Source organism: Maribacter spongiicola (assembly GCF_052119685.1).
In the GTDB taxonomy this organism is placed as follows: Bacteria; Bacteroidota; Bacteroidia; order Flavobacteriales; family Flavobacteriaceae; genus Maribacter; species Maribacter spongiicola_A.
This window is the reverse complement of record NZ_JBGQOO010000001.1, coordinates 117,514-142,021: the sequence shown is the minus strand read 5'-3', so window position 1 is coordinate 142,021 and position 24,508 is coordinate 117,514. Positions and strand designations below refer to the sequence as shown.

The window sequence follows — 24,508 nt, the reverse complement described above, 5'->3', positions numbered from 1 at the left end:
CACTAAAATTCAATTGCTAGTCTTAAATCTATTTTTTGTGTGGCTTTCATCTCATGGTTTTCATGATAGTTCTACCGTTGTCGGCAAGTTTGTTTATTTCAATATTCTTAACTGACCCACGTCATTGTAATCATTGGCATACCTAAATAAATTAGCCAATAATGCCAAGAGAAATATTAAGTAAACACAAAATTTTAAGTATTAACTAAAAATTAAAAATCATGAAAAAAGTATTATTAGGATTATTAGCAATTGGGTTTACCGGTCAGGTTTTTTCCCAAATTATTAAAACAGAACAGCTTTCTGAAGTTACTGTTTTTGCCACAAATTATAAGTATTTAAGCGATATGAATACCAAAGAAGAGGTATCTATACCTGTTGAGTTATTACAACGTAAGGTAGCGGCATTCGATGTAAAAGAGTCAGAGTTTTACCAAGATGATTATGATACATACCAAATCAATTTTTTTATACCCGAAGGAGCTATTTTGGCAGCATATGATGCAGATGGAAAACTAATACGAACTGCAGAAAGATTTAAAAATGTCAATTTGCCAAAAGCGGTGAAAGAATCTGTATATGAGCGTTTTCCTGGGTGGACAATTACAAAAGATATTTATTTGGTTAATTATCAAGAAGCCAAAGGAGCAAATAAGAAGTACAAATTGAAATTAGAAAACGGTGAAAAAGTTGTAAGGGTAAAGGTAGATGAAATGGGAAATTTCCTTTAAAATATATAAAGTATTAATTTAAAAAATAGAAATTATGTCAGTATTAAAGGTCATTGAACTTATGGGGAACTCTACCGAAAGCTTTGAGAAAGCAGTTGAAAATGTTATCTCGCAAGCCTCAAAAACGGTTAATAATATTAAATCGGTCTACATTCAAGATATGCAGGTAACGGTTGAAGACAATCAAATTGTTCAATATAGAGTAACTACAAAAGTTACATTCGAAATTTCAATGCAAAAAGCATTTTAATTATTAATTGAGAGGGTTGTTATGAACTATAGGTTTATATCAACCTCTCATTTATTTATCAATAAAAAAAAAGAGCACAAAAAAAATATGTTATGGAACCTCAAGTCGTATCAAAGACGCCCCGTCGTCATTTTAGAAAGAAAATAAGTAGTTTGGAACACGTGAAACCCAAAATAGGGATTACGGTAGAAGCTAGTAGTTTACAGGAACTATTTAAAAAAAGTTTAAAAAATATGGCGAACACCTTAAAAAGCAAAATTTACGATCCTACCAGACATACAGATTGTATGATGAAAATTGAGGTTGAAGCATTAAACAGTAAAAACTTACTTAAGAAATTTTTAAATCAAGTTTTAGAATTGACCCATGAGCATCATACTATTTTTTGTACAATGTATATAGAAGAGCTTACAGAGAATAAAATCAATGCACAATTGTTTGGTAATTGGTTTGATGTATTTGATAATAAATTAAAATCTATTCCAGAAAACGGTATTATTTTAATCAATGATAAAGAATCATTACGCCCTTTTAATAGCTCAATCATTTTTAACTATGAGAATGAACAATAGCCTTTTTAATAATAGGTGAGTTCGTCTTAAGTTTATAGTTTGAATAATTAAACCAATGTAATGTAATTATGTGTTGCAATGCAAATTGATTACCATATTATTGCAGCCTTATAATTTTCTCAAACTTTTTCTTACCTAAAATACATGTATTAGTTAGTTGCTTTTTTTTATATATAGTTAATGTAGCTTGACTTTCAATAATTACTAAATTGAGTATTGTAAATTAATTTTACTTAGCACAAATATTATTGAAACAAAAAAGTATAATTAGTTCAATTTTTATTTTTCAAAATTTAGAGTTTTCTCTCTATGAAATAGGGTATATACGATCAGTCCATATCCAATTGCTATGACGATGAATGTGAACAAAGACCCTAAGAAAGGTATGAAGGTCAATAAACGTATTGCTGCAGCTATACCTAAGGTTATAAATGCCCTGGTCCACATACCCCAATTTTTATTTTCTTTAGTTTCTAAGAAGTAGGTGAATAACAATGCAGTTACCAAATGGCCAAATAATAAACTAAACAAATAAAAGCCACCCAAGAATATACCAATAGGAATACCGATAATTATTATAAATGAAACTAAAATAAGAAGAGGTATGCCAAATATGTAGATGGAACCGTACCCTAAATTTCGTAAGAAATTAGTATCTAAATTGGCAGAGATAGTACGGAGAAAATTACCGAATGCCCAATTTAAAATAAGAATAACTAAAAATGCAGATAAGAGATAGAATATCCAAAACCCAATGGCGGCAATGCCAAAACTTTTCATGGTAAAATCTTTTCGGTCACCTTTAAGCGATTCATCAAAACTGGCGTTTACACCGACCAGTGAATTTTTAAAATCTAAACTACCTTCTTCAGACCAATAATTAACATTGTTGTTGAAGATGGCGTTTTTACCAATGGTTATTGACTCTGCTGCAAGTTTAGAAGTTCCATTTATTATTCCGTCTATATAAATTTTTTCAGCATTTATCTCGGCTTCTTTTTCAACAGTTCCGTTTATTTTTATTTCTCCGGAGTACGATTTTATATTTCCTAAAATTTGACCGTTCATTACAATATCACCCGAAAAATTAATCAGATTACCATGAATGATTGCGTTTTCGGTAATTAGAACTTCACCACCAGCTATTATAATGTCATCGCCTACCTCGGTATCAATGGTCAATTTTCCACCCGCAGCTCTAATATCATCTTTAATAAAACCCGTAACTATGATTTCCCCTCCGGCTACGATAAGATCTTGGTGAACGGTATCTTTTACGGTAATATTACTACCGGCCAATACCAGGTCTCCATCTATAATTGCATTGATTTCTATATTTTCACCGGCCAAGTAGAAGTCGTCGGTTTGATGTTCGGTTATATTTATGTCCTTATCTTTTTCTTTCTGACCAATTGCCGTAATTGAAATGAGGAGCGTTAAAAAAAGTAGTAATGTTTTCATAATGATTGCTTTAAACTGTTTGGTCGAACCTAAAGGACATAAATTCTAACTTAGCATGAAATGATCTGTATCAGCCATCTTTATTTCAAATTTTAAATGGTAGATTTTTCTACTTTTTGACCTCTTTTAAAAAAAGTTAGAGTTGAATGTATTGATCTAACTGCTAAAAAGTAACCAAAGTTGAGTTACAAAAAAGCAAACGATAAAACCTAGGGTCAGCGGTAACAATGCAGAAATAGTGGTCCATTTCATGCTTTTGGTTTCTTTGTAAATTGTGTAGAGTGTAGTTGAACAGGGGTTGTGAAGAAGGCTGAACAGCATTAAATTAACGGCTGTTAAAAGTGTCCAGCCGCCAGCGGTTAATATTTTTTTGGTATCTACTACAGAATCAAGCTCAAACATAACACCGGCACCTTCGCCAATACCAGTTAAACCTGAATTTACTACGGTTAGCATAAGTATGGTAGGAATTACAATTTCATTTGCAGGTATGGCAATTATGTAAGCAAGTAATATTACCCCGTTAAGACCAAAGTAAAAAGCAAAAGGATTTGCCCAATCAATAAAATATTCAGCTAAGCTTAATTCACCGATATATATGTTAGCTACCAGCCAAATAATAATGCCTGCCGGAATGGTAAAAACAATAGCACGCCAAAGAACAAGAATTGTTCTATCTATTAATGACGTATATAATGTTTGTAAAATTCGAGGAGGTCTATATGGTGGTAATTCTAAGCTAAAAGTAGATGCCTGGCCCCTTAAAACAGATTTGCTTAAACCCCATGATACTAAAAGACTGAAAATAATACCTAATATAGCAATACTAACTACCGCTCCTGCAGATACCAATCCTGCCCAATGAGATGGAACCAAACCACCGATAAATATAGTTGCTATTAATATTTGCGTTGGCCACCTACCATTACATAAGGAAAAGTTATTGGTAATAATGGCTATTAATCTTTCTCTAGGACTATCAATAACCCTAGTTGCGACCACACCGGAAGCATTACAGCCAAATCCCATGCTCATTGTCAAGGCTTGTTTGCCATGTGAGCCAGCTTTTCTAAAAAGGCTATCCATATTAAAGGCTACTCTGGGCAGGTATCCTAGATCTTCCAATAATGTGAATAAAGGAAAAAAGATAGCCATTGGTGGTAGCATTACCGAAACAACCCAGGCAAATGCCATATAAGCCCCGTCGATTAAAACACCATCTAACCACCAAGGCATTCCTATTTGCGATGCAATATTCTTTAAAAACGGATGAATAGTATCCAATAATATGGCAGCTAACCATGAAGATGGAATATTTGCGCCAGCTACAGTTATCCAAAAAACGATTGCCAATAGCAAAAACATTATAGGAAAACCAAACCATTTACTGGTTATTATGTTATCTATTTTTTGATCTAAAATAGTACTGTTCTTTGCATCTTCTATTTGTATACTTTGCTTGGCAATTTTAGAGGCATCTGCGTAAATTGACTCTATAATTTTATCATGAAAATCTATTCCCAACTCCCAACGTAATGTGTTGGTCAATGAGATAATATCATCGCTTTTTATTTCTTGATTATTGAACATTATTTAAAACAAAAGTTATTATACCGATTTTAGATTTTCACTTAATTGTCCTAATTCTTCCGACCTAACTGCTTCAATAATGCGTTGATCTCCTTCTAAAAGCCTTAATGCGACCCAATTTAGGTTGGGTATATTTTTAAACTTTCTTGAAAGTTTCTCTGCTAAAAGAGCAACTGCATGATCTAGTTTGGGAGAAAAGCTCTTAATACGATGTGGCTTGCAAACATATTTTCCTGTGGCGATGTTCTCAATAGTATTTATGAGTACATCCATTCCTTTTTTTTGACGGGCCACCGCTGTAACAACAGGTATACCCAATGCTTTTGATAATGCCCTGTCGTTTATTTTAATATGGTTGCGTTCGGCCTCGTCCATTAAATTAAGACATAGTACGGCTTTATCGGTAATCTCAAGTATTTGAAGTACTAAGTTTAGATTGCGTTCTAAACGTGTCGCATCGGCTACTATTACAGTGACATCAGGTTGGCCAAATAAAATAAAATCGCGCGCAACTTCTTCCTCTTTACTTGTTGAGAGTAAAGAATATGTACCAGGTAAATCTACCAGTTTATACTGCTTGCCTGCATATGAATATCCACCTTCGGCTCTGGTAACGGTTTTTCCCGGCCAATTGCCGGTATGTTGGCGTAGCCCTGTCAGATTATTGAATACCGTACTCTTACCGGTATTTGGGTTACCCGCAAGGGCAATGACATAGTCGTATTGATCTATTTCAATGCCAAGTCTGATTAATTGTTCTTTACGATACGCTTGACAATTCTCGCAACTTCGCTGTTTGCTCATTTTTATTTTGCATTGATTTTATATAAATGTTATCTGCTTGCTTTTTTCTGATAGCAATGGTAGCGCCCATTATTTTGTATGCCGTAGGATCGCCAAAAGCACTCTTTAATACTGCAGAAATTTCTGTGCCTGGTACAATGCCAAGATCCATTAAACGTATACGCTCTTGACCACGACATTTAGGTGAAATTCCAATGACGCTGGCTTTGTCTCCCACATTTAAGGAAGAAAGTATGTGATGCTCTTTTTGTAAAGGTTTTATTTGAGATAGCTTTTTTACGGTAATACTTGATGCAAAAAGAAGATTAAGAATACACTCTTTTCCGTTTGCCGCAAATTGAATCTTTTCATCTGTAACATCCATAATATAAACTTCCATACCTGGGTAAAGGTCTAAAGCGACTAGTTGGGCATATATGGTAGACGGTTCATCTTCTATATGTGTAATTCTGGCAATATCTCCCTCTTTCAGTGAACTTAATGATTGCCCTTGGTATGTAGGTAACTCTCCGTTAGTAGTTGGTATAGGGTCGCCATGTGGATCAAAAACGGGGTTGCCCATTGTTGCTGCCAAAACATCAACTTCTTTTAATGACATAAGGTGTTCTTGAGAGTCTGCCCCTTGGTGCCATTCTAAATTATCAATTGCAGTTTCATCAGCAAGGTACCTTTCCCAAATACGGTGTATTCTTATTATTTTCAGCGCATCTGATCTACCGGCGTCGGTTAGCCTAATTGGATCTTCTTTCATTACAATTAAACCTACAGATTGTAACTGCCCTAAAACCTTGGCAGCTTTATTTGTAGATATATTCATATTGCCCGAAATTGAATGTAAACCACAACTTTTATGTTTGTACTCACAATCAAAAATAAATTTAAGCGCATCTTCTTGTAGCTTACGTTTCATGTTCTGTGAACTCTTTGTTCGTAATGAAATAAGCCCTTTTCTAGGCCAAAGTACCCATGCCAATAGCATCAGAAATATAGTTCCGATTAATAGTGCAGTAATAGGTTTTAACACAAGTACCATGAGTTTCGTTTTGGTTTTGATCGCTATAATTCAGGCTTATTGACGACAGGGCATAAAAACTGTTTATTAAATTTAGAAAGAACTAGAAAAGGAAGAAATGATCAAAGTCAGTGCAATTAAAGATTTGGTAACTAGAAAATGTTATTCAATAAAAGTTTAAATGCAATTTTTATGGGTTTCTAAATGATGATTCAATAATTGCTTTAAACTCTCTAAATAATCTTGCATAATTATTTGATTAACATGTGGGTGGTCATTTGTAGGTATCGTTATCGGGTTTTCATCTAGAAAACGATAAAGCTCGGGGTAATTAGTTTCTATAGTGTTGGTAAGCTGAGTGATTTCTTCGAGTACAGTGCTTAAGTCGTTCATTTTAAGAATTTTTGAGTTTTTGATATAAATATATTCTGTGATTTAATTTAAGCATATGACAGAGGTCATTTGAAAGCATATTGAATACTGATATTTTTGTTTTCAGACCATAAAGACACGCAAATTGAAAACAATAGTATATGCCACCGATTATTCAAAGAATTCTGTTGAAGCATTGAAATATGCTCATTACTTAAATACAAAATTAGGTACTCGTTTAGTGATATTACATGTGTTCGATTATCCTACGGTCTTAGGTACTAAGGCACTTTCAGAACCTTTTCCGAATTTAGAAAAGGACAATTTTAAAATGCACCATGAAAAATTGGAGAAATTTTGTACGGAACATTTAGGCAATGATTGGAATGCATCTAATGTTCAGTTAGAGATAAAAGAAAACAAATCTGTAATAAAAGGTATTTTCTCAAGTGCTGCCGAATGGCATGCAGATTTAATTTTAGTTGGTATGAAAGGTGGTAGCGGTATTCGTGAAATAATAGTAGGAAGCACTACCAAGCAACTTATTGAAAAAGCACCTTGTCCCGTTTTGGCTATACCTACTAAGGTTGGTTATAGACAAATTAAAACAATTGTTTATGCTACAGATTTTGAAGAAGAAGATATTCGTACGATAAAGCAACTTGTTGAAATAGCAGAGCCGTTGCAAGCAAAGATTCACATTACACATATTTCTACTCAAGATGAATACAAAGGTGATATGCAGATGGAGTGGTTCAAAGATGCACTTAAAGAAAAAGTCAGTTACAAGAATATGATTTTTAAACTGGTATTGTCAGATGATATTTTTTATGCGCTTCGCATTTATTTAGGTGATGTCGGTGCAGATTTGGTGGTCATGCTTGAAAGGGAAAAGAAAGGTTTTGTAAAAAAAATGTTTCATAAGGACTTGGTGAAAAAAATGGAATCTTATGGTAAAATTCCCTTGTTGAGTTTTAATGAACACAATCATCAAACTCTCTACTATTAATAGAACCGTTTAAATAATTATACATGTCTAGACGAATATTTAGAATAATTATCGCATTTTCAATACTACTGGCAATTTATTTAATAGCCTTGAAAGACGACCACTCTAAAGTCTTTTTAATTGTAGCATCAAGTATCACTTTTTTAATATTTAGTTTAGGAATTCACGGACTTATAGCACACTCTCTACGACCAGATACTAAAGGTAATATTATCGTTTACCCTATATTAATGTGGTCGCTTTGGGCTATTCTCTTTTTACTTTTTGTATTTTTTATAATACCTGTGTATTGTCCAGATTTTTTATTGGATCTATAGGTTTTATACATCTCTATTTCATACCGTATGATATGAATTCTATCACATATTTCAGGATTTTTTTGAAAATCGAAGATGTTGAAATTAGTATAGTTTCTACTGATTTACATCATGGTAGCGCTGTATTGTTGAACGTAACTTAGTGTTTAACATAAAAAGTATATTATGCTAGATACTAGTTTACAGCAAGAAGAACTAAATTACTTTCAACAACTGGCCTCTGTGGAGATTGATAATCAAATTTGGTTTATAGCCGATGATGTTACTCAAATGTTGGCCCTTAACGATCCAGTTAAGGTATTAGAAATTTTAGATGAAGATGAACGAAATTTCACCGAAATTTATAGGGATGGTAGCTTGAAATCAATGAACTTAATTTCAGAAAGTGGGTTGTACGCGTTGATTTTAAGAAGCGATACCGATAATGCCCATAAATTTCGAAAATGGATAACCAACCATATATTACCCTTACTTAGAGTTCAGGGATATTATACCACAAAACGTCTAGAAATACCAAACTTTGTTATTCGTTTTAACGATAATTGGAATAGGGTAGATAAGGGGTATTTTTCTGTGTTGAGCGAATTGTTTATTCGTTTATATGGTCGATTTGAACACGAAGGTTATACCCTGCCAAGTAGGGCGTTTAATGGTAAAGAAATGCGACCAGATATTAGTGTAGCCAATTATTTTGACGAATATTTAAAAGAAAAGCATCCCGAAAAAAGAAACAATTATAAAATTTATAAACATCGACTGCCCAATGGTAGGGAAATAGAAGCGAGACAATATCCAAATTACTTGCTTCCTGTTTTTATTGATTTTATTGATGCTGTATGGCTTCCTAATTATGCCTACAACTATTTTAAGAGTAGAGATATGAAGGCTTTGGCATATTTGCCTAAATTAATATTGAAATAGCTTTTTATTTTCTTTAAAAAATATCATTTCGAACCATAGATAATCTTGGTTCTTTTGTTCAGAAGTATAGTATCAATTTGTTTTGGGTTGCCGGTAACGTATATTTTACCACTGCCTTGACCATTTATTTTAAAACGATCAGCTGCAAATACCTCGGTATCTTCAGAATTTAATGTGTGTAGGTACACGTCTTTAGCCAATAGTGCCCACGCAGATAATTTTGCTTTATTCTCAATGGTCGCACTTAATGATTTAGCTTTTCCTTTTATGCTAATCATACTTTTGTCTGCTTGATTTACAATCACTTTATCTGCAATAATTTTCATTGAAGCTGCAGAAGTACCTTTTGCATCAATTTTTACATTTTGAGCATTTATAGATAAATTGCCCGTACCGGCTATGTCTGATATCAATTGAAAATCTGAACAATCTACAATAAGGTCATAGGTTGAATCGCCCAAAGAATATAGCGTTAAATTATTTGAAATTACTTTGTCATTAGCTTCTATAGAAGCCTTTTCTGATAGTATTATATTTTTAGGTTCACTAACGTATAATATAATTTCTATAGAGCTGGCAAACATATTTTCTTGTACGGTAAATACTTTTAGAGTGCTATTTTGGTAATTCCATTTAATAATATCCTTCAAACTTCGGTTTCCTTTCACCTGTAAACCATTGAAGTAAGTAGGGTATAGTGTTACACAAAGATTATCATGTATCTCTATTGTTTTTAAGTCATCTAAGGTCATATAGGTACTAAAGGTTTTACTGTCTTGTGCAACTACCCTAAAGAAACATAACATCGTAACAAAGCATATTGTTCTTTTCATGGTTAATAGATTATATGAACCTATAATCTATGTTGTATTACATTATTTAAAAATGACCCTAGTCATAACAAACGATTGTAAAAGGCTATAAATTAATCTTTTAAAAATTTAAATATGTATGAAGGCAGCGTATCTTATTAAATATGGAAATGCCGAAAAGGCTTTTGAAATAAGGATGGCCGTTAAACCCCGCCCTAAACCAAATCAAGTATTAATAAAAGTTGAGGCCTTCGGTTTAAATTTTGCAGATGTTATGGCGCGTTTAGGTCTCTATAAAGCTGCACCTACATTACCTGCTATTTTAGGATATGATGTGGTAGGTAAAATTGAAGAAATTGGTGCAATGGTAGACCATGTAAAGCTTGGCGACAGGGTTGTTGCATTGACCAAGTTTGGTGGATACGCAGAATTTGCATTGGCAGACATAGATGTTGTACATAAAATACCTGATTCTTTCTCTGCAGGTGTTGCTGTTGCTCTGGCTACCCAGTATAGTACAGCATATTTTTTAAGTCATAATATGGCCAATTTACAAGAAAAAGACAGTGTACTTATACATGCAGCAGCCGGTGGGGTAGGAACGGCACTTGTACAAATGGCATTGCTTAAAAAGTGTGTCGTTTTTGGCACTTGCGGTTCTCAAGAAAAAGTAGCTTATCTAAAGAGTAATGGTGTGCAATACCCAATAAATTACCGAATAAATGATTTTGAAAAAGTGGTTGGTAATGTAATGAAGAATAAAGGGTTAGATGCGGTTTTTGATCCAGTTGGCGGGTTGTCGGTTAAAAAAGATTATCGGTTGCTTGGGGCTGGTGGCAGGGTATTTTCTTTTGGTGTTTCTAGTATGAATAAGACTAAAACCATATTCGGAAAATTACGTGTGCTTTGGCAATTCGGGTTATATCATCCAATTCAATTTTTGAGTGGTTCTAAGGGAATGATAGGAATTAATATGTTGAAAGTTGCAGAAGAAAATCCAAATAAAATTGCAAAGGTTATGCAAGAGGTCATTCGCTTGACAGAAGCAAAAATTCTTAAGCCACATATTGGTGGAGAATATCAAGTTGAACAACTTGCAGAGGCTCACGTATTTTTAGAATCTCGAAAATCAATGGGTAAAATTGTTATAAAATGGTAATGCTATGAAGAACAATTACTTAAAAAATAAAGTGGCTTTGGTAAGCGGCTCTAGTATGGGTATAGGTAAGGCAATTGCTTGGGAGTTGGTTCAGCAAGGTGCAAAAGTAATTTTAAATGGGCGTGATCATGAAAAGTTATTACGTACAAAAAATGACTTTTCTACTAACGGTTTTAAGGTGAAGTCAGTAATTGCAGACATTCGGGATCAAGATAAATGCAAGTTTTTGGTTGAGCAGACCATAAGTATTTATGGTCAACTAGATATTTTGGTGAATAACGCCGGCATGAGTAGTAGGGGTTCTATTGAGCATTCTGCAGATAAAAATTTTACTATTCTTTCTGAAACTAATTTTACCGGTGCCGCCCACTTAAGTAAATATGCAATACCCTTTCTAAAAGAAACAAAAGGTCATGTTATTTTTATAAATAGCGTGGCCGGTTTTAGAGGAATGCCTTTCAATTCCGCTTACAGTGCTTCTAAAATGGCTCAAGCAGCCCTGTCAGAAGCATTAAGAATAGAGTTATATGATTTTGGTATTCATGTTGGAATTGCCTTTGTGGGATTCACTCAAAACGATCCGGATAAAAAAATTTTAGACGTTGATGGTTCACTTGTGTATTTACCTAAACGTAACAATTTGCGATTGGCCACTGCAGAATCTGTGGCGAAGAGTATTCGTATAATGATTGAAAAAAGGAAAAAAAGAATAACGTTAACAGGATTGGGTAATTTAGCCAATTTTATATTTCGTTATTTTCCCATATTCAGTAATTGGTTGATCTGGCTTAATCGTGAAAAAATAAAAAGCCAGTATACCTTGATTGGTGGTGAAAAAGTAAATGAAATTGCTCAGGTAAATAACCAATATCAAGAAATTATTACTGGGGTAGAAGGTAAGGTAAAGACGGTTTTAAAGTCCCCCAACATTAAAACTTATTAAAGGAACGGTACTTTTTTTTACCATTGTTTTTACCAGGTCTGAATGAAAATATTTATTGTAAAAAGTATTTTCTTTTCGTTCTAACATGGCCAATACATCAGCTTTGGTATTTTCAAGGTACCATAACAGGTCTTCTAAAAATTTTTCTGAAAAGACCAGGTCAAATTCTATTTTGGCATAGTCTACTTTTGCTCTTACGTCTTCTTTAAACCATTCCATTTGAGCCTCTACTTCGTTATCCTTTCCTGTAGTTATATGTACCACTCGAATTTGCGCATCGAATTTATTAGCAATCTTCGCCAATTTATTGATAGCAAAAATATCTGCAGACTCAAAATCTGTAGCGTAGATCATTTTATTGAATTGTATTTTTTCACTGCCTTTAGGTACCACGATTAATGTACAAGGAGATTTTTTTAGAAGCGAAATTGCTGTATTTCCCAATAGAAACTCTTTAACCGCGTTTGTTCCCTTGGCTCCAACACATATCAGGTCTGCGCTAAATTTAACGGCTTTTTCTAAAAGACTGTTCGACACCGAATTTTCTTCATCAACGACAAAACTTATATTTAGATCCTTGATCGGTTCGTCTATATGTTGTGCAAAAAAGTTTTTCAACATATTGCGATTTTTAACATAATGTTTTTTTTCTTTTTTCAAGTAGGTTAGCGTTACTGTGCTGGCAATTGATATGGGCATTTCAAAAACATGAACAATGATCAATTTGGCATTGAATTTTTTAGCTAAAATATATGCAACCCGTAACGCCGAAACGGAATTTTCTGAATAATCGGTAGCATATAGAATAGTCTTCATGACAATAGATTTTAGTTTGTAGGTATGAATCTAAGGTTGCCACTTATTAAAAGAAATGATGAAGGTCATAACTGGTTTTTTATGCTAATGATTTAGATCATTTCTTGCAGGATATTTCTCTTATAGATTTACATGATAGCGATTAAATTGTAAATGATGAGTGATTTAGACTATAATACCGATTTGAAATTTTTAGAAAATGGCCCTTGGGACGAGCTTTATGTTTTGACCAAACACTGGGTATCTGATCTTGAATTTTATAGGGATGACCTTATGTTCTTGAATCATCTAATAGACAAATATATCATTTGGCTGACAAAGCCAGAAAACTTACAAATGATTAAAGAGTTAAAAATAGGCTTACAAGAAACTAATACTAAGGTTCATGATTTACTTGAGAAAGTAGATAGGCATAGAAATAGGTTGGGCCTTTTAGTGGAAGATCCCAATAAAAAAGATGCAAGTATAATTATTACAGAGCATGAACACTTAGAAGAGGAGATAGTACGCTTTGTTAAATCTTTTAGATTAAATAGAAAAGAGACTTTTAAGCTTACTGAATATGTAATGGAAAGTGAAGAACTTTCAGATATTATTAAAGGATAGTTCTTTTTTACATAAATAGGAAGTAATGTCTTTACATAGCAAGAGAAACATCATAATCATACGATTAAATTAAAGGTGTTTATTGTGTTGAAAACTCATGGTAGATTTTCATTTTAATTCAGCAAATCAAAAATATAGAAGTATGTAGTGTAGTGAAGATTATTTTAAAATAATACCCATCTAAAAAACAAAAAATGAAGCGTTTTAAAAAAATACTATATCGAATTTTAGCTGTAATGGTCGCCTTCTTTTTGTTTCTTGTTTGGTACCAATACAAATATTCTATGGATGATGTGAACCCTTATACCATTAACGCACCTACTTTAGAAAAAAAGTTATTGATTGCTACCCAAGGAAGTGATTTTAAAGATAAAGTGACTAGTGGTATTGTTGATCATTTTAAATCTGACTCGGTCTATATTGAGGTCGTCGACGTTGAGTCTTTGAACGTTATAGATCCAAATGATTTTAATGCGTTGGTTATAATACATACCTGGGAGAATTGGAAACCACCATTAAGTGTGCAATCTTTTATTGAAAAGTATGGTAATGAAAGTAATAAAATTATTGTTTTGACCACATCTGGAGATGGCGATTATACTATGGATGGAGTAGATGCTATTGCTGGCGAATCTAAATTAAGTGAGGTACCTCTATATATAAATAATATAATTGACCGCTTGAACAAATTGCTAATGTGAATTTGAAAGAAAGAACCGTGAAAATTATGAGATGATGAAACCAAAAAGAATTAAATCAGATACTGTCACATTTGAGAAGTTATTGTTGGTTATTCTAATAGTTTTATTAGTCATAGATTTTATCATTGGAGTTTTTGTCATGTTTGGTTTAATTATATAATACTTGTAGGGTTTTATACAGGCAAAAGTCTATTTTTTATTTTTTTAAAAATTATCATGACCCTTAGTTTTAAATTATACGCATCAATTTTTTAACTTAAAAATCGACAAATGAAAAAGGGGCTAAATTATTGTCTAGGTGTCATTTTTTTAATTATGATTTTAGGTTCTTGTCAGCCTTCTGTTGTTTTTGGCGATCCACAACCGGTTACTGTCGATCCGCTGACAAATATCCCTGATATTTATAGGGGAATATACTGGTGCAATGTAGATAGTGCTTCTTTATTCATAGATGATAAAGCTTTTGTAAGGCGTAAAGAGTTTTTGATAAAAACAACGCTGCAAGAAATAGAGACAGACCCTGATTTGGATTTAGTGAATGACCAACTATATGTAAATGATTGGGAAGGTTTCTTTCCAGTTACTGAAAAAGGCGATACCATAACTTCTCAAATAATACTACGCGATACTATTTTTGCAATAAGTGATAAACAGCTTGTAAAAACCTTTAGAGGTCACCTTGTTTTAAATTTTAAATTGAATAATGATAGTTGGGAAGTTTTAGTTGTTTCTCAAAGTAGTGATGGGTTATTGACAATTTCAAAAGCGACAATGCCAGAAGATTTAGCAAAATTAGATTCTATTACTACTATTAATTTTCTAAAAGACTCAGAAAGAACTCAAACTCAAATTTACTTGAAACCTACAGCCAAAGAGTTTGCAAGAATTTATGATGATGGCTTACTTTTCTCTAAGTCATGTACATATCACGAAAGAATTTTTCCTTTAAAAGAGATTATTGATTAAAAATATACTAATCTATTCTAAATCAATAAATGAATATTTTTTTTACGTTAGTAGATTCTTTAAAAAAAGAAATGTTTTAAAATACTGGAGGGTTTCTTTCTGGTAATTGTATTTTAAATAAACTGCCTTTACTTAGAGAACTAACATATTCTATCTTTCCACTTAGTAGTTCTACATATCTTTTTACAATACTTAAGCCCAATCCTGTTCCTTGAAAATCTTTAACGTTCTCCGCTCTAAAAAATCGTTTGAATAGGTTTTTTTGTTCTTCCACAGGTATTCCAATTCCTTTATCTTGTACTAAAATGGTCAATTCTCCATTCCTATTTATTGTATTTAAAACTACATCTGTTTCTGAGTATTTTATAGCATTGGTCAAGAGGTTGACCAATATATTATGAAGAATTTTTTGATTCTGAAAGATAGAAGGGTTTCCTTCGTGCGAATATAAAATTTGTTGTTTTGGTTTTAGAATGCTTTCCATTTCATATGTCAGCATACGTGTAAAATCTAATATGTCAAAACTCTCTTTTTTTACTCTTACAATACCTTTTTCCAATTTTTCCAAAGAAAGAAAATCATCCAATATTGAAGTGAAGTTTGTAGTGGCTAATTTAATACGCTGAATATGCTTGTCTAGTTTATTGTAATCTCCAATATTTTTAAATTTCTCCATTAGAATTACTGATGACATAATAATTGTTACAGGAGTGCGTAGTTCGTGCGAAGCAATAGAGATAAAGGCGCTTTTCATTTCATTAATATCTTTTTCAGATTCAAGTGCGTCGCTCAATTCTTTGGTTCTCTCCAAAACTACTTTCTCTAGTTCTTGATTGTATTTTTCAATTTTTATGTTTTCTTTCTCTAGGTCTTCATGCCGTTCTTGCAAAATTTTCATTTTTCTAATTTCAGTAATATCTTGCATGGCAATACGACAAAAACGATTATTATCATTAGGGTTGGGATCAACTGTACCGCTTAATAGAGCGTTAAAGTTAGTTTTGTTTTTTCTGTGTATTATAAATTCAATATTTTCTAAAATGCCTGTGCTAAAAGCCCGCCTTAGATTAAGAAAAAATGAGTTTGCATCACCAATCGTTAAATATGCTGAAAATGGTTTGCCTTTTAGTTGTAAACGATCTACACCTAGCATATGACAGGCAGTTAGATTTATGTTTACAATAGTCCCTTTCTCATTTATAATCAGATAGCCTACTGGGGCAAGGTCAAAGAGATCAGAATATTCGTCTCTTGATTTTTCTAGCAGTTGTTGGGTTTCGCGTAATTCTTGATTCTGCATTTCAAGTTCAACTTGATGTACTTCAAGTTCATGCACTAAACTTTTAACCTTATCCATAGTTAAGTCTAAAGGAGATAGGGGTGTACTTTTAACCTCTGCTTCCGCCTTTTTTCGTAACGCTTTATTAACTGGATTTAGGGCCATTATTTGAATTTTTTTTAAGTTTTGCTATATTTTTTTCAGCTTCATGCAATTCTGTTATGTCAATTAGGGTACAAGCAATTCCTTCTAACGTATTATTCTTTAAAATCGGTCTAATCATTACATCATATACATAAGCGGTATTGCCAATATTTAGAGATACATTTTTACGAATAGCCTTTTTATTTTTTATAACCTCCAGTTTCAATTCTTCTAACCTAGCTGTATCTTCTTTCGAATAAAAATCAATGTCTTTCTTTCCAATCATTTTTACAAATTGAAAATTAGGTTGAATATTACCAATGGTAGTGTAGATTAAATTTTTGTCTTGGGTATAGACAATGGTTCTTGACATCTCTAACAAATGCTCATAATTTTCTTTGGCAGTTTTTAGCTCATCGGTCAATTGTTTTTCATTAGTAATATCAACAAAAGTGATTACCACCCCTTCGATCATATTCTCAGAGGTGCGGTAGGGTAAAATTTGCATTTTGTACCAAATGCCATCACTACTTTGAACCGATGTAGTTATAGGTATAAGTTTATTCAACACCTTTTCTACATCATTACTAAGACCATCATAGAATAGGTTCGATGATAAATGACTTATTGGGCGCCCTATATCTGTTTGTATCAGATTAATGATTTTAGTCATCGGCGGGGTAAACCGTTTAATTTTCAATTGAGCATCAAGAAAAATAGTACCTATTTCAGTACTTGCCAATAAATTGTTCATGTCATCATATGCCTGGGCCAGTTCATCAATTTTTGATGAAAGCTCTGTATTCATAGTAACAATTTCTTCATTTACGCTTTGTAATTCTTCTTTTGAGGTTTCAAGTTCTTCATTTGTACTTTGTAGTTCTTCATTACTTGATTGTAATTCTTCATTACTTGATTTTAACTCCTCGTTCGAGACTTCTAATTCTTCAATGGTAGAACGTAAATATTCTTTAGTAGCGGTCAGTTCTTGTTCTAATGCAAACATTTCAGACACTTCATGTGTTTGAATAGGTTTCAGTTCTATACTTGTTGCTTCTACTTGTGCCATTTCTTCAAAAGTTATCATATAATAACCTTCATAGTTTTTTGGCGATTCAAATGGTTTGATTTTTAGGGTGATAGTTTCGAATTTTCCGTTCGTTTTTACATTTACCCCTTTACGAACTTCTGTTTTTTTACTTTTTCTTGCCTTTACAATCAGTGCACGCAGATCGGTTTTGAGCCCTTCACGCGCCATTTCAACAATATTTAATCTAGCCTCGCCTGGTGACGGTTGTAGGTATTTACCCGTATTACCAGAGAAATATACAGCATCACCTTCATTATTAATAATAGTGCAAGCGGGTGCATAGGTAGCCAAAAGAAGTCGTTCGGTTATACCTGATAAATTTTCACGTGGTTGTATTTTTATAGGGATTGAATTTTCTGTGTTAATTTGTATAGGCTCATGAAATAGTTGAGTTATATCGGGTATTTTTTTATTAATGACATCTTTGTGTTTGAAAATTTTATTTTTTCGGTCTATAACAGAATACAGGTTGGCAAACTCCCCTAAAGATTCTGAATTTCCTAAAAATAGCAAAGCACCTGTGTTCAATGCATAATGAAAAATAGTATATACCCTTTTTTGGGCCTCTAGATTCAGATAGATCAAGAGGTTTCTACAACTTACCAAGTCTTGTTTAGAAAATGGAGGGTCTTTTATTAGATTATGTTCCGCAAAAATAATTTGATCGCGAATTTCTTTTTTAATTCTATAGGTAGATTTTTCTCCTTGAAAATAACGTGAAAGACGTTCTGCACCTACATCTACAGCAATAGTTTCAGGATAAACACCTTGTCTGGCCAAACCTATTGCATTAACGTCTAAATCTGATGCGAATATTTGAACTTTAAGTTTTTTGGTTCCTTTTCGTATTTCTTCATCAAAAAGTATAGCTAGTGAATAAGCTTCTTCGCCGGTTGAACAGCCTGCTACCCAAATACGAATAGTTTCGCCATCTTTCTTTTTATCTAATATCTCAGTAATTATAGCTTTTCGTAAAGCCTCAAATGCTTCTGGATCACGAAAAAAACCAGTAACCCCTATAAGTAGTTCATTAAAAAGTTTTAATACTTCATCACGTTCTTTTTGTAGATACTTAACATAATTTTCTAGCTTATCTATTTGATTTAGAGCCATTCGTTTATCAATTCTACGAATAACAGTACTGCTTTTATAATCCCCAAAATTACATCCTGTCTCGTTTCGTAATAAAATGAAAACTTTTTCTAAATGTTCTTTTGCTGAATCAAAATTGGAATTTTTTTTATTCGTACCGAATTTTCGATTCTTTGCGTATTGTAATAATTTTTGAGGTATATCTTTTACAGGTAGTATAAAGTCGTGGGCATTAGCTGCGATTACACTTCGTGGCATACCATCATATTTTGCGCTTTTTGGTTCTTGCACAATGGCGAGGCCACCTTGATTTTTGATGTTTTTTAAACCTAATGTACCTTCGGTACCAGTGCCAGATAGTACAATGCCAATGGCTTTATCCATTTGATCTTCTGCCAATGAACGAAAGAAATAATCGATAGGCTTTCGAAATCCACGTGCTTGGGTGGGATCCATAAGGTGTAAAATACCATTAAAAATTGCCATGTCTTTATTGGGCGGAATAACATAGATATTGTTGGGTTGTACTTCTGTGTGATCCACCACCTCAGATATTATCATCTGGGTATGCTTTTTTATCAAGTCTACCATTAGACTTTTGTGGGTGGGATCTAAGTGTTGTACCAGAACAAAGGCCATACCTGAATTTTCTGGCATAATTTCAAAAAATTCATTGAAAGACTCCAGGCCACCGGCAGATGCACCCATACCAACAATTAAAAAATTGTTTTCCGAATTTTCATTGGTACTCTTTTTTAAAGGAGCATTTGTTTTACTACTCTTTGGAATGGGTGCATTTTTCTTGGCCATAATCTCTTTAACTATACCTTTATTGATGGTTACCAAATATAAGCAAAAGCACATACTTGATTTAATTTTGGTTATTTACAAGGTATATTTAAAAAGCGAAATGTTTAATGATAAAAATCATTTATCAAAAGTATAAATAGGTCAATTTTAATTTTATGATTAACCTATTTATAACACTGTTAACAGTCTTGTATTACATATATTTTGAAAGAAATTTAAAAAATTCTTTTTTTAGGTCAGCATAGATTTGTCGTTGGGTTTCCATCTGATTTCTAAATTCTAAATGTTTTTTTGTTAGCACAGTGTCCATTGATTCTTGACCTGTTTTTGACTGACCTGCAATACGAGTTTCATGTTTTTCTATAGTTTCTTGAAGTTTATCGATTATCCCTTCATGAAGTATAAATTCATTTTGGTAATGTTCTAACTGGGCTAAAACTTCTTTGTTTGTCCAACGATTAATTAATTCGCTTAATCGATTCTTGAAAGATTTTAACTCATCTTCCCAGAAAGCAAGTTCACTATGCCATTGTTTGTGTTCAAAATGTAAATCTTCGTTGCTTAGTACTTCGTTTATTGTTTTCATATCATTAGTATTTAAATTAGTTCTCTAGTTCTAATATTGATTTTAATTCTTTTATAATTTCATTTGTTATTGTTGCTTTTCCACTAATTCTTTTAATTCTCGTTTGCCAAGCAAATGTTCTAAACTATCTTTTTCTACCACTTCTTGTTTTAATAAGAGTTTGGCTAGTTTTTCAAGTTTAACTCTATGCTTTACTAATAAATTTTTTGTTCTCTCGTAGGCAGTAGTAATTAATGCTTGTACTTCTTTATCTATAAGTTTTGCCATTTCTTCACTATATGGTTTGCTTAGTATATGTTCGTTTTGCCCAGTAGAATCGTAAAAACTAATGGGTCCTATTTCTTTATCCAAACCATAATAGGCAACCATTGCATAGGCTTGCTTAGTAACTTTTTCTAAATCGTCTAAAGCACCTGTAGATATTTCGTCAAAAATGATTTCTTCTGCTACTCGACCGCCCAATGATGCACAAATTTGATCCATGAATTGTGCTTTGGTTACTATTTGGCGCTCTTCGGGTAAATACCATGCAGCGCCTAAAGATTTTCCTCGTGGTATTATAGAAACCTTAAACAATGAATCTACATGCTTTAAATACCAACTAGCAACGGCATGACCAGCTTCGTGATAGGCTACTATTTCTTTTTCTTTGGCCGAAATAATCTTGCTTTTTCGCTCTAATCCTCCAATTACACGATCTCTTGCTTCCATAAAATCTGCAGGTTCTACTTCTTTTTTGTTCTTTCTGGCTGCAATTAAGGCTGCTTCATTGCAGATATTGGCAATATCTGCTCCAGAAAAACCAGGGCTCAGTTTGGCAAGTAATGAGCTATCAACATTCTTTGATAGTTTTAAAGGGCGTAGATGTACACCGAAAATTTCTTCTCGTTCTTCTTTTGTTGGTAGTTCTAAGTAAATATGGCGATCAAAGCGGCCGGGTCGTAAAAGTGCCTTGTCCAAAACATCTGGGCGATTAGTTGCCGCCAATACGATAACTCCGGTGTTTTTTCCAAAACCATCAAGTTCTGTAAGTAATTGATTTAAGGTACTTTCTCTTTCGTCATTTGCTTGAAAGGCATTTATTTTTCCACGAGAACGACCAACGGCATCAATTTCGTCGATAAAAACAATGCTTGGGGCTTTTTCCTTCGCCTTTTTAAACAGGTCGCGAACACGTGAAGCACCGACACCAACGAACATTTCTACAAACTCAGAACCAGAAATGGAGAAAAAAGGCACCTGGGCTTCACCTGCCACTGCTTTGGCCATTAACGTTTTTCCTGTTCCGGGAGGGCCAACTAGCATTACCCCTTTTGGAATTTTAGCGCCCAGCTTGGTATACCTTTCTGGGTTCTTTAGAAAATCGACCACCTCCATTACTTCGGCTTTGGCTTCTTTAAGACCGGCTATGTCATTAAAGGTAAAACTACTTTTGGTGTCTTTCTCTGTTAAGGTAGCTGTAGATTTTCCAAAATTAAATAATGTACCACTTGCAGAATTTCCACTTCCTAATCTTCTTAGTAGATAAATCCAGAAAAAAATAATGAAGACAAGTGGCAATAACCAAGCTAGTATATTTGTCCAGGAAGTTTGGCTATTATATTGTACATCAATTAATTCTTCTTTAGAAAAATCTTGTTGGGCCTGTTGTAATTTATTTTCAAAAGTTTCTACAGACCCTATGTTCATTCTAAAGTGCGGACCGATTTTGTTATTAAAGAATCCATCGGTAATCCATTTATACTTTTCTTTTTCAAAAAGCTCGGGTTTAATGTAAATATCTGCAACCTCTTTATTGACGACCACAATCTTAGCTACATCGTGTTCTGCCAAAATTTCTTGCTCAAAAGTTGACCAACCTATCTCTCTAGTTTTATTGGTGCTTGAGACCGTTATATAAAAAACAATCATTAGTATAAACAATATGATGTAGAACCAGCTATAGCCATAGTCACCATACGGTGGTTTCGTATTTCTATTTATGTAGTGTTGATTCTTATCTTCTGTATTATTCGAATTTTTCATTCCTTATAGAATATTGCTCTCTAACTCATTATAGACTCAAAACTATTTCAATAGAATTGGTCATAAAATGATTCAGGTCATTTACAACCTCTGCATATTAGGCTTCTTTTGTTGTATAAAATTCAAAGTGATGGATAGCAACCAAGAGAACAAATCATTGATGATATTTATAATCTTGTTGATTTTATTATTCTTGGCCAGTTGTGGCCCCGTAGTATTATCAAGTAGAATAGGAGAGCCACCACCATCATGGTTCTATCCAAATCGTTTGGAGGTTGTTAGGTATGTATATTTTCCTGAATACAGTTTTTATTATGACCTCTCTGCCAGAACATATATTTACCTAGATGGTGGTGTATGGGTTAGGCGCAATGTATTGCCCACTAAATACCGGCATGTCGATTTAAACAGAGCGCGGTATGAGCGTATTCGTAATTATAATGAAGAAAATATTCGTCGATATCATGAAGAAAATAATGCAAAGAGAGGTAGAAGCAATAGAACTGCTACTCGCTCAAATTCAAGAAGAAATTAATCTATAAATATGTAAAAAATGAAAACTCAATTAATTTTAATACTAGTATTACTGTTTACTGCGTGTAAGGGTCAAGAAAAAGAACCAATAACCAATGAAATAGAAAAAGATTCGGTTGATGCACCTAAACCTAAACGTTCGTGGAATGTTAATAGGGAATATGATGAACAGGGCAATTTAATTAGATATGATTCTGTATACTCTTATTCATATACTAATATTAAAGGTGATTCTATTAAAGTAAATTTAGATAGTATAATGGGCTCTTTTAGATCTTATTTTAAAGAAAATACACCTTTTGAATGGGAAAATGATTTCTCATTTTTTCCAAAGAACGATTCTCTTTTTATGCGAGATTTTTTCAGGGACGATTATTTCTTTGATCGCTGGGAAAGAAAACCTATAGAAATAGAAGAAATGATGCGAAGAATGGATTCTACAAGAAATGTGTTCTTAAAAAGATTTCATCCTGGACTTATAGAATCTAAAGAAAAAGATTGATTAATCTTAGTTTTTATAATCTACGGCAATCATTAAAAATTATTTTAAGACAGGCATTATCATTATAGGTACTTCAGTCTTAAAGTTCATATTTCGAATAATTGGTTCGCGTATCAATTTTTTGAAAAAACTGTGTTCAGTTTTGAGAAAAACGACCATACCAATATTTTTATAGTCTTTTTCCAAATCTTTTAAGGTTGCCGTAACAGAACTCTTTTTCTTGACCTTTATAAAACGATGCTTGGTTTTCTTTAAATATAGATCAAGTAGTTCTTTGTTCGATTCTTGTTCGTTTTCAAGCTTCTTTTTAGAATTAACGTATACAATGTTTATTATCGAACCCCATAGTGAAGCTATTTTTATAATTGGGGACAATTCTGCAGGTTTGAACGTATGTTTATAATCATTTGCAAAAAGAATATCATCGGGTATATCATAATCATATTCACCGGGTACAGCTATAATTGTGCTGCTGTTTATATTCTTTAACACACTTGTGGTAACGCTGCCCATAAATACATCTTGTACGGCAGAAAAACCGGTGGTACCCATAAAAACGAATTGAATATCTTTTTCAAAAATTGCTCTATCTATAGCGCCTAGAGCTGTATCAGATACCAGAATAGTTTCAAAAGTATGTTTATCACTTTTTGTAGCTTCTAGTTTTTTATACATTGAATCTAATTCTATACTTGCATCAAATTTGGTACCTGTTTCAGATGGTACTAGGTAATATGCATGTAATAGATAAAATGTGCATTGTTCACGTTCAAAAAGATAAATGGCATAATCAATGGCATTATGCGAGTTTTTTGAAAAATCTGTAGGTAGTAGTATACTGTGCATGGTCTTCAATTTTTTTAAAAGTAACTAGGTCAGTTATGTAAAACCATGATTTTGATCAGCTGGTTCTGTATAACATCTTACTTATTACATTAAAACCGAAGTGAAATGATCTTCATCATTTTAAGACAAGAAGGTATTCGTCAATTTTATCATCAGTAAAAAAATAGCATTACACCTAAAATTAATAAGATGGCTTCAATAATTCATTTTAATATTTCTGCAGAAGACGTGCTAAGGGCCAAAAGTTTTTATGAAAATTTATTTGGTTGGAAAATAGAAAAATTCCCTAAAGGACCAACGGAATATTATTTAATTGAAACCCTAGCTAATACCGGAGAAAAAGGAGTAGGAGGCGGTATTGCTAAAAGACAAGAAAGTGAACAACAAATTACCAATTTTATCGAGGTTGATTCAATTGATGAAGCTATTGCAAAAGTTAAGGAATTAGGGGGTGAAATCGTTGATTCAAAATCAATAATTGACAATAAAGGATTTATAGCAAGGTGTAAGGATACCGAGGGAAATATTTTTGGGTTAATGGAAATGGTGAATTAATAA

The 24,508-nt window shown here is 33.0% G+C and carries 24 protein-coding genes and 1 pseudogene; 14 read left to right on the top strand and 11 right to left on the bottom strand.

Translation table 11 applies throughout. From position 1 onward, the window contains the following. Window positions 1–221: 221 nt before the first annotated feature. The 3 genes from ACEN2N_RS00545 (at window position 222) to ACEN2N_RS00535 (ending at window position 1,553) form a co-directional block, all read left to right on the top strand. Window positions 222–731: a nicotinate-nucleotide adenylyltransferase gene (locus ACEN2N_RS00545; protein WP_441822505.1), complete on the top strand. Its 510-nt coding sequence runs from the start codon at window positions 222–224 to the stop codon at window positions 729–731. Window positions 732–765: 34 nt separating this feature from the next. Then, the gene (locus ACEN2N_RS00540) at window positions 766–981 is read left to right on the top strand and encodes a dodecin family protein (protein ID WP_441822504.1); all 216 of its coding nucleotides are present in this window, start codon (window positions 766–768) and stop codon (window positions 979–981) included. 92 nt (window positions 982–1,073) lie between these two features. After that, window positions 1,074–1,553: an archease gene (locus ACEN2N_RS00535; protein ID WP_441822503.1), complete on the top strand. Its 480-nt coding sequence runs from the start codon at window positions 1,074–1,076 to the stop codon at window positions 1,551–1,553. A gap of 279 nt (window positions 1,554–1,832) precedes the next feature. Here ACEN2N_RS00535 and ACEN2N_RS00530 read toward each other — a convergent pair whose 3' ends face one another. The 4 genes and pseudogenes from ACEN2N_RS00530 to ACEN2N_RS00515 form a co-directional block, all read right to left on the bottom strand. Continuing rightward, a complete protein-coding gene (locus ACEN2N_RS00530) occupies window positions 1,833–3,014 on the bottom strand; it encodes a bactofilin family protein (RefSeq protein WP_441822502.1) in 1,182 nt (393 codons plus the stop codon). Window positions 3,015–3,170: 156 nt separating this feature from the next. After that, window positions 3,171–5,408: pseudogene (feoB, locus tag ACEN2N_RS00525) on the bottom strand (ferrous iron transport protein B). Further along, window positions 5,365–6,441 (bottom strand): metal-dependent transcriptional regulator, encoded by a 1,077-nt coding sequence (locus ACEN2N_RS00520; RefSeq protein WP_441822501.1) that lies wholly within the window; start codon window positions 6,439–6,441, stop codon window positions 5,365–5,367. Before ACEN2N_RS00520 ends, feoB begins: the two are co-directional and overlap by 44 nt. A 156-nt stretch (window positions 6,442–6,597) precedes the next feature. Then, window positions 6,598–6,813 carry a hypothetical protein gene (locus ACEN2N_RS00515; protein WP_441822500.1) on the bottom strand — a complete coding sequence of 72 codons (216 nt, stop codon included), beginning with the start codon at window positions 6,811–6,813 and terminating at the stop codon, window positions 6,598–6,600. Between the two features lie 124 nt (window positions 6,814–6,937). Between ACEN2N_RS00515 and ACEN2N_RS00510 the strand changes: the two genes are divergently transcribed. From ACEN2N_RS00510 to ACEN2N_RS00500, 3 genes are all read left to right on the top strand, one after another. Further along, window positions 6,938–7,801, top strand: a complete 864-nt coding sequence (locus ACEN2N_RS00510) for a universal stress protein (protein ID WP_441822499.1) — start codon at window positions 6,938–6,940, stop codon at window positions 7,799–7,801. 23 nt (window positions 7,802–7,824) lie between these two features. After that, window positions 7,825–8,118, top strand: coding sequence for a hypothetical protein (locus tag ACEN2N_RS00505; protein ID WP_441822498.1), 294 nt, complete (start codon window positions 7,825–7,827; stop codon window positions 8,116–8,118). A 165-nt stretch (window positions 8,119–8,283) separates the two neighbouring features. Further along, on the top strand, window positions 8,284–9,039 hold the full coding sequence (locus ACEN2N_RS00500) for a BRO-N domain-containing protein (RefSeq protein WP_441822497.1): 756 nt from the start codon (window positions 8,284–8,286) through the stop codon (window positions 9,037–9,039). A 23-nt stretch (window positions 9,040–9,062) separates the two neighbouring features. Here the strand turns inward: ACEN2N_RS00500 and ACEN2N_RS00495 are convergent, their stop codons facing one another. Then, the gene (locus ACEN2N_RS00495; protein WP_441822496.1) at window positions 9,063–9,872 is read right to left on the bottom strand and encodes a GIN domain-containing protein; all 810 of its coding nucleotides are present in this window, start codon (window positions 9,870–9,872) and stop codon (window positions 9,063–9,065) included. 118 nt (window positions 9,873–9,990) lie between these two features. Here ACEN2N_RS00495 and ACEN2N_RS00490 point away from each other — a divergent pair, with 118 nt between their 5' ends. Then, window positions 9,991–11,010: a quinone oxidoreductase family protein gene (locus ACEN2N_RS00490; protein WP_441822495.1), complete on the top strand. Its 1,020-nt coding sequence runs from the start codon at window positions 9,991–9,993 to the stop codon at window positions 11,008–11,010. A gap of 4 nt (window positions 11,011–11,014) precedes the next feature. Further along, window positions 11,015–11,953 carry an SDR family NAD(P)-dependent oxidoreductase gene (locus tag ACEN2N_RS00485; RefSeq protein WP_441822494.1) on the top strand — a complete coding sequence of 313 codons (939 nt, stop codon included), beginning with the start codon at window positions 11,015–11,017 and terminating at the stop codon, window positions 11,951–11,953. Here ACEN2N_RS00485 and ACEN2N_RS00480 read toward each other — a convergent pair. Beyond that, window positions 11,924–12,769: a universal stress protein gene (locus ACEN2N_RS00480; RefSeq protein WP_441822493.1), complete on the bottom strand. Its 846-nt coding sequence runs from the start codon at window positions 12,767–12,769 to the stop codon at window positions 11,924–11,926. The two genes, ACEN2N_RS00485 and ACEN2N_RS00480, sit on opposite strands and share 30 nt — an antisense overlap. A gap of 156 nt (window positions 12,770–12,925) precedes the next feature. On the opposite strand from ACEN2N_RS00480, the gene ACEN2N_RS00475 reads away from it, so the two are divergent. The 3 genes from ACEN2N_RS00475 to ACEN2N_RS00465 all read left to right on the top strand — a co-directional run bounded on the left by ACEN2N_RS00475 (window position 12,926) and on the right by ACEN2N_RS00465 (window position 15,042). Next, window positions 12,926–13,375 carry a hypothetical protein gene (locus ACEN2N_RS00475; protein ID WP_441822492.1) on the top strand — a complete coding sequence of 150 codons (450 nt, stop codon included), beginning with the start codon at window positions 12,926–12,928 and terminating at the stop codon, window positions 13,373–13,375. A 194-nt stretch (window positions 13,376–13,569) separates the two neighbouring features. Continuing rightward, window positions 13,570–14,076 carry a hypothetical protein gene (locus ACEN2N_RS00470; protein ID WP_441822491.1) on the top strand — a complete coding sequence of 169 codons (507 nt, stop codon included), beginning with the start codon at window positions 13,570–13,572 and terminating at the stop codon, window positions 14,074–14,076. 270 nt (window positions 14,077–14,346) lie between these two features. Beyond that, on the top strand, window positions 14,347–15,042 hold the full coding sequence (locus ACEN2N_RS00465) for a hypothetical protein (RefSeq protein ID WP_441822490.1): 696 nt from the start codon (window positions 14,347–14,349) through the stop codon (window positions 15,040–15,042). A 76-nt stretch (window positions 15,043–15,118) separates the two neighbouring features. Here the strand turns inward: ACEN2N_RS00465 and ACEN2N_RS00460 are convergent, their stop codons facing one another. From ACEN2N_RS00460 to ftsH, 4 genes are all read right to left on the bottom strand, one after another. Then, window positions 15,119–16,399 (bottom strand): PAS domain-containing sensor histidine kinase, encoded by a 1,281-nt coding sequence (locus ACEN2N_RS00460; RefSeq protein WP_441822489.1) that lies wholly within the window; start codon window positions 16,397–16,399, stop codon window positions 15,119–15,121. A gap of 67 nt (window positions 16,400–16,466) precedes the next feature. After that, window positions 16,467–19,511, bottom strand: a complete 3,045-nt coding sequence (locus tag ACEN2N_RS00455; protein WP_441822488.1) for a CheR family methyltransferase — start codon at window positions 19,509–19,511, stop codon at window positions 16,467–16,469. Window positions 19,512–19,650: 139 nt separating this feature from the next. Beyond that, a complete protein-coding gene (locus tag ACEN2N_RS00450; RefSeq protein WP_441822487.1) occupies window positions 19,651–20,043 on the bottom strand; it encodes a hypothetical protein in 393 nt (130 codons plus the stop codon). Window positions 20,044–20,109: 66 nt separating this feature from the next. Next, window positions 20,110–22,068, bottom strand: a complete 1,959-nt coding sequence (gene ftsH / locus ACEN2N_RS00445; RefSeq protein ID WP_441822486.1) for an ATP-dependent zinc metalloprotease FtsH — start codon at window positions 22,066–22,068, stop codon at window positions 20,110–20,112. Between the two features lie 130 nt (window positions 22,069–22,198). Here ftsH and ACEN2N_RS00440 point away from each other — a divergent pair, with 130 nt between their 5' ends. Next, window positions 22,199–22,603, top strand: a complete 405-nt coding sequence (locus ACEN2N_RS00440) for a hypothetical protein (RefSeq protein WP_441822485.1) — start codon at window positions 22,199–22,201, stop codon at window positions 22,601–22,603. A gap of 18 nt (window positions 22,604–22,621) precedes the next feature. Next, entirely contained in the window at window positions 22,622–23,104 is a 483-nt protein-coding gene (locus ACEN2N_RS00435) for a hypothetical protein (protein WP_441822484.1), read from the top strand. Between the two features lie 39 nt (window positions 23,105–23,143). On the opposite strand, the gene ACEN2N_RS00430 is transcribed toward ACEN2N_RS00435, so the two are convergent. Beyond that, the gene (locus ACEN2N_RS00430) at window positions 23,144–23,950 is read right to left on the bottom strand and encodes a universal stress protein (protein ID WP_441822483.1); all 807 of its coding nucleotides are present in this window, start codon (window positions 23,948–23,950) and stop codon (window positions 23,144–23,146) included. A gap of 189 nt (window positions 23,951–24,139) precedes the next feature. Between ACEN2N_RS00430 and ACEN2N_RS00425 the strand changes: the two genes are divergently transcribed. Then, window positions 24,140–24,505, top strand: coding sequence for a VOC family protein (locus ACEN2N_RS00425; protein ID WP_441822482.1), 366 nt, complete (start codon window positions 24,140–24,142; stop codon window positions 24,503–24,505). Window positions 24,506–24,508 lie beyond the last annotated feature (3 nt).

Coding starts and splice junctions, on each gene's coding strand:
- ACEN2N_RS00545 (WP_441822505.1), top strand. CDS start 222: ATGAAAAAAGTATTATTAGGATTATTAGCAATTGGGTTTACCGGTCAG.
- ACEN2N_RS00540 (WP_441822504.1), top strand. CDS start 766: ATGTCAGTATTAAAGGTCATTGAACTTATGGGGAACTCTACCGAAAGC.
- ACEN2N_RS00535 (WP_441822503.1), top strand. CDS start 1,074: ATGGAACCTCAAGTCGTATCAAAGACGCCCCGTCGTCATTTTAGAAAG.
- ACEN2N_RS00530 (WP_441822502.1), bottom strand. CDS start 3,014: ATGAAAACATTACTACTTTTTTTAACGCTCCTCATTTCAATTACGGCA.
- ACEN2N_RS00520 (WP_441822501.1), bottom strand. CDS start 6,441: ATGGTACTTGTGTTAAAACCTATTACTGCACTATTAATCGGAACTATA.
- ACEN2N_RS00515 (WP_441822500.1), bottom strand. CDS start 6,813: ATGAACGACTTAAGCACTGTACTCGAAGAAATCACTCAGCTTACCAAC.
- ACEN2N_RS00505 (WP_441822498.1), top strand. CDS start 7,825: ATGTCTAGACGAATATTTAGAATAATTATCGCATTTTCAATACTACTG.
- ACEN2N_RS00500 (WP_441822497.1), top strand. CDS start 8,284: ATGCTAGATACTAGTTTACAGCAAGAAGAACTAAATTACTTTCAACAA.
- ACEN2N_RS00495 (WP_441822496.1), bottom strand. CDS start 9,872: ATGAAAAGAACAATATGCTTTGTTACGATGTTATGTTTCTTTAGGGTA.
- ACEN2N_RS00490 (WP_441822495.1), top strand. CDS start 9,991: ATGAAGGCAGCGTATCTTATTAAATATGGAAATGCCGAAAAGGCTTTT.
- ACEN2N_RS00485 (WP_441822494.1), top strand. CDS start 11,015: ATGAAGAACAATTACTTAAAAAATAAAGTGGCTTTGGTAAGCGGCTCT.
- ACEN2N_RS00480 (WP_441822493.1), bottom strand. CDS start 12,769: ATGAAGACTATTCTATATGCTACCGATTATTCAGAAAATTCCGTTTCG.
- ACEN2N_RS00475 (WP_441822492.1), top strand. CDS start 12,926: ATGAGTGATTTAGACTATAATACCGATTTGAAATTTTTAGAAAATGGC.
- ACEN2N_RS00470 (WP_441822491.1), top strand. CDS start 13,570: ATGAAGCGTTTTAAAAAAATACTATATCGAATTTTAGCTGTAATGGTC.
- ACEN2N_RS00465 (WP_441822490.1), top strand. CDS start 14,347: ATGAAAAAGGGGCTAAATTATTGTCTAGGTGTCATTTTTTTAATTATG.
- ACEN2N_RS00460 (WP_441822489.1), bottom strand. CDS start 16,399: ATGGATAAGGTTAAAAGTTTAGTGCATGAACTTGAAGTACATCAAGTT.
- ACEN2N_RS00455 (WP_441822488.1), bottom strand. CDS start 19,511: ATGTGCTTTTGCTTATATTTGGTAACCATCAATAAAGGTATAGTTAAA.
- ACEN2N_RS00450 (WP_441822487.1), bottom strand. CDS start 20,043: ATGAAAACAATAAACGAAGTACTAAGCAACGAAGATTTACATTTTGAA.
- ftsH (WP_441822486.1), bottom strand. CDS start 22,068: ATGAAAAATTCGAATAATACAGAAGATAAGAATCAACACTACATAAAT.
- ACEN2N_RS00440 (WP_441822485.1), top strand. CDS start 22,199: ATGGATAGCAACCAAGAGAACAAATCATTGATGATATTTATAATCTTG.
- ACEN2N_RS00435 (WP_441822484.1), top strand. CDS start 22,622: ATGAAAACTCAATTAATTTTAATACTAGTATTACTGTTTACTGCGTGT.
- ACEN2N_RS00430 (WP_441822483.1), bottom strand. CDS start 23,950: ATGCACAGTATACTACTACCTACAGATTTTTCAAAAAACTCGCATAAT.
- ACEN2N_RS00425 (WP_441822482.1), top strand. CDS start 24,140: ATGGCTTCAATAATTCATTTTAATATTTCTGCAGAAGACGTGCTAAGG.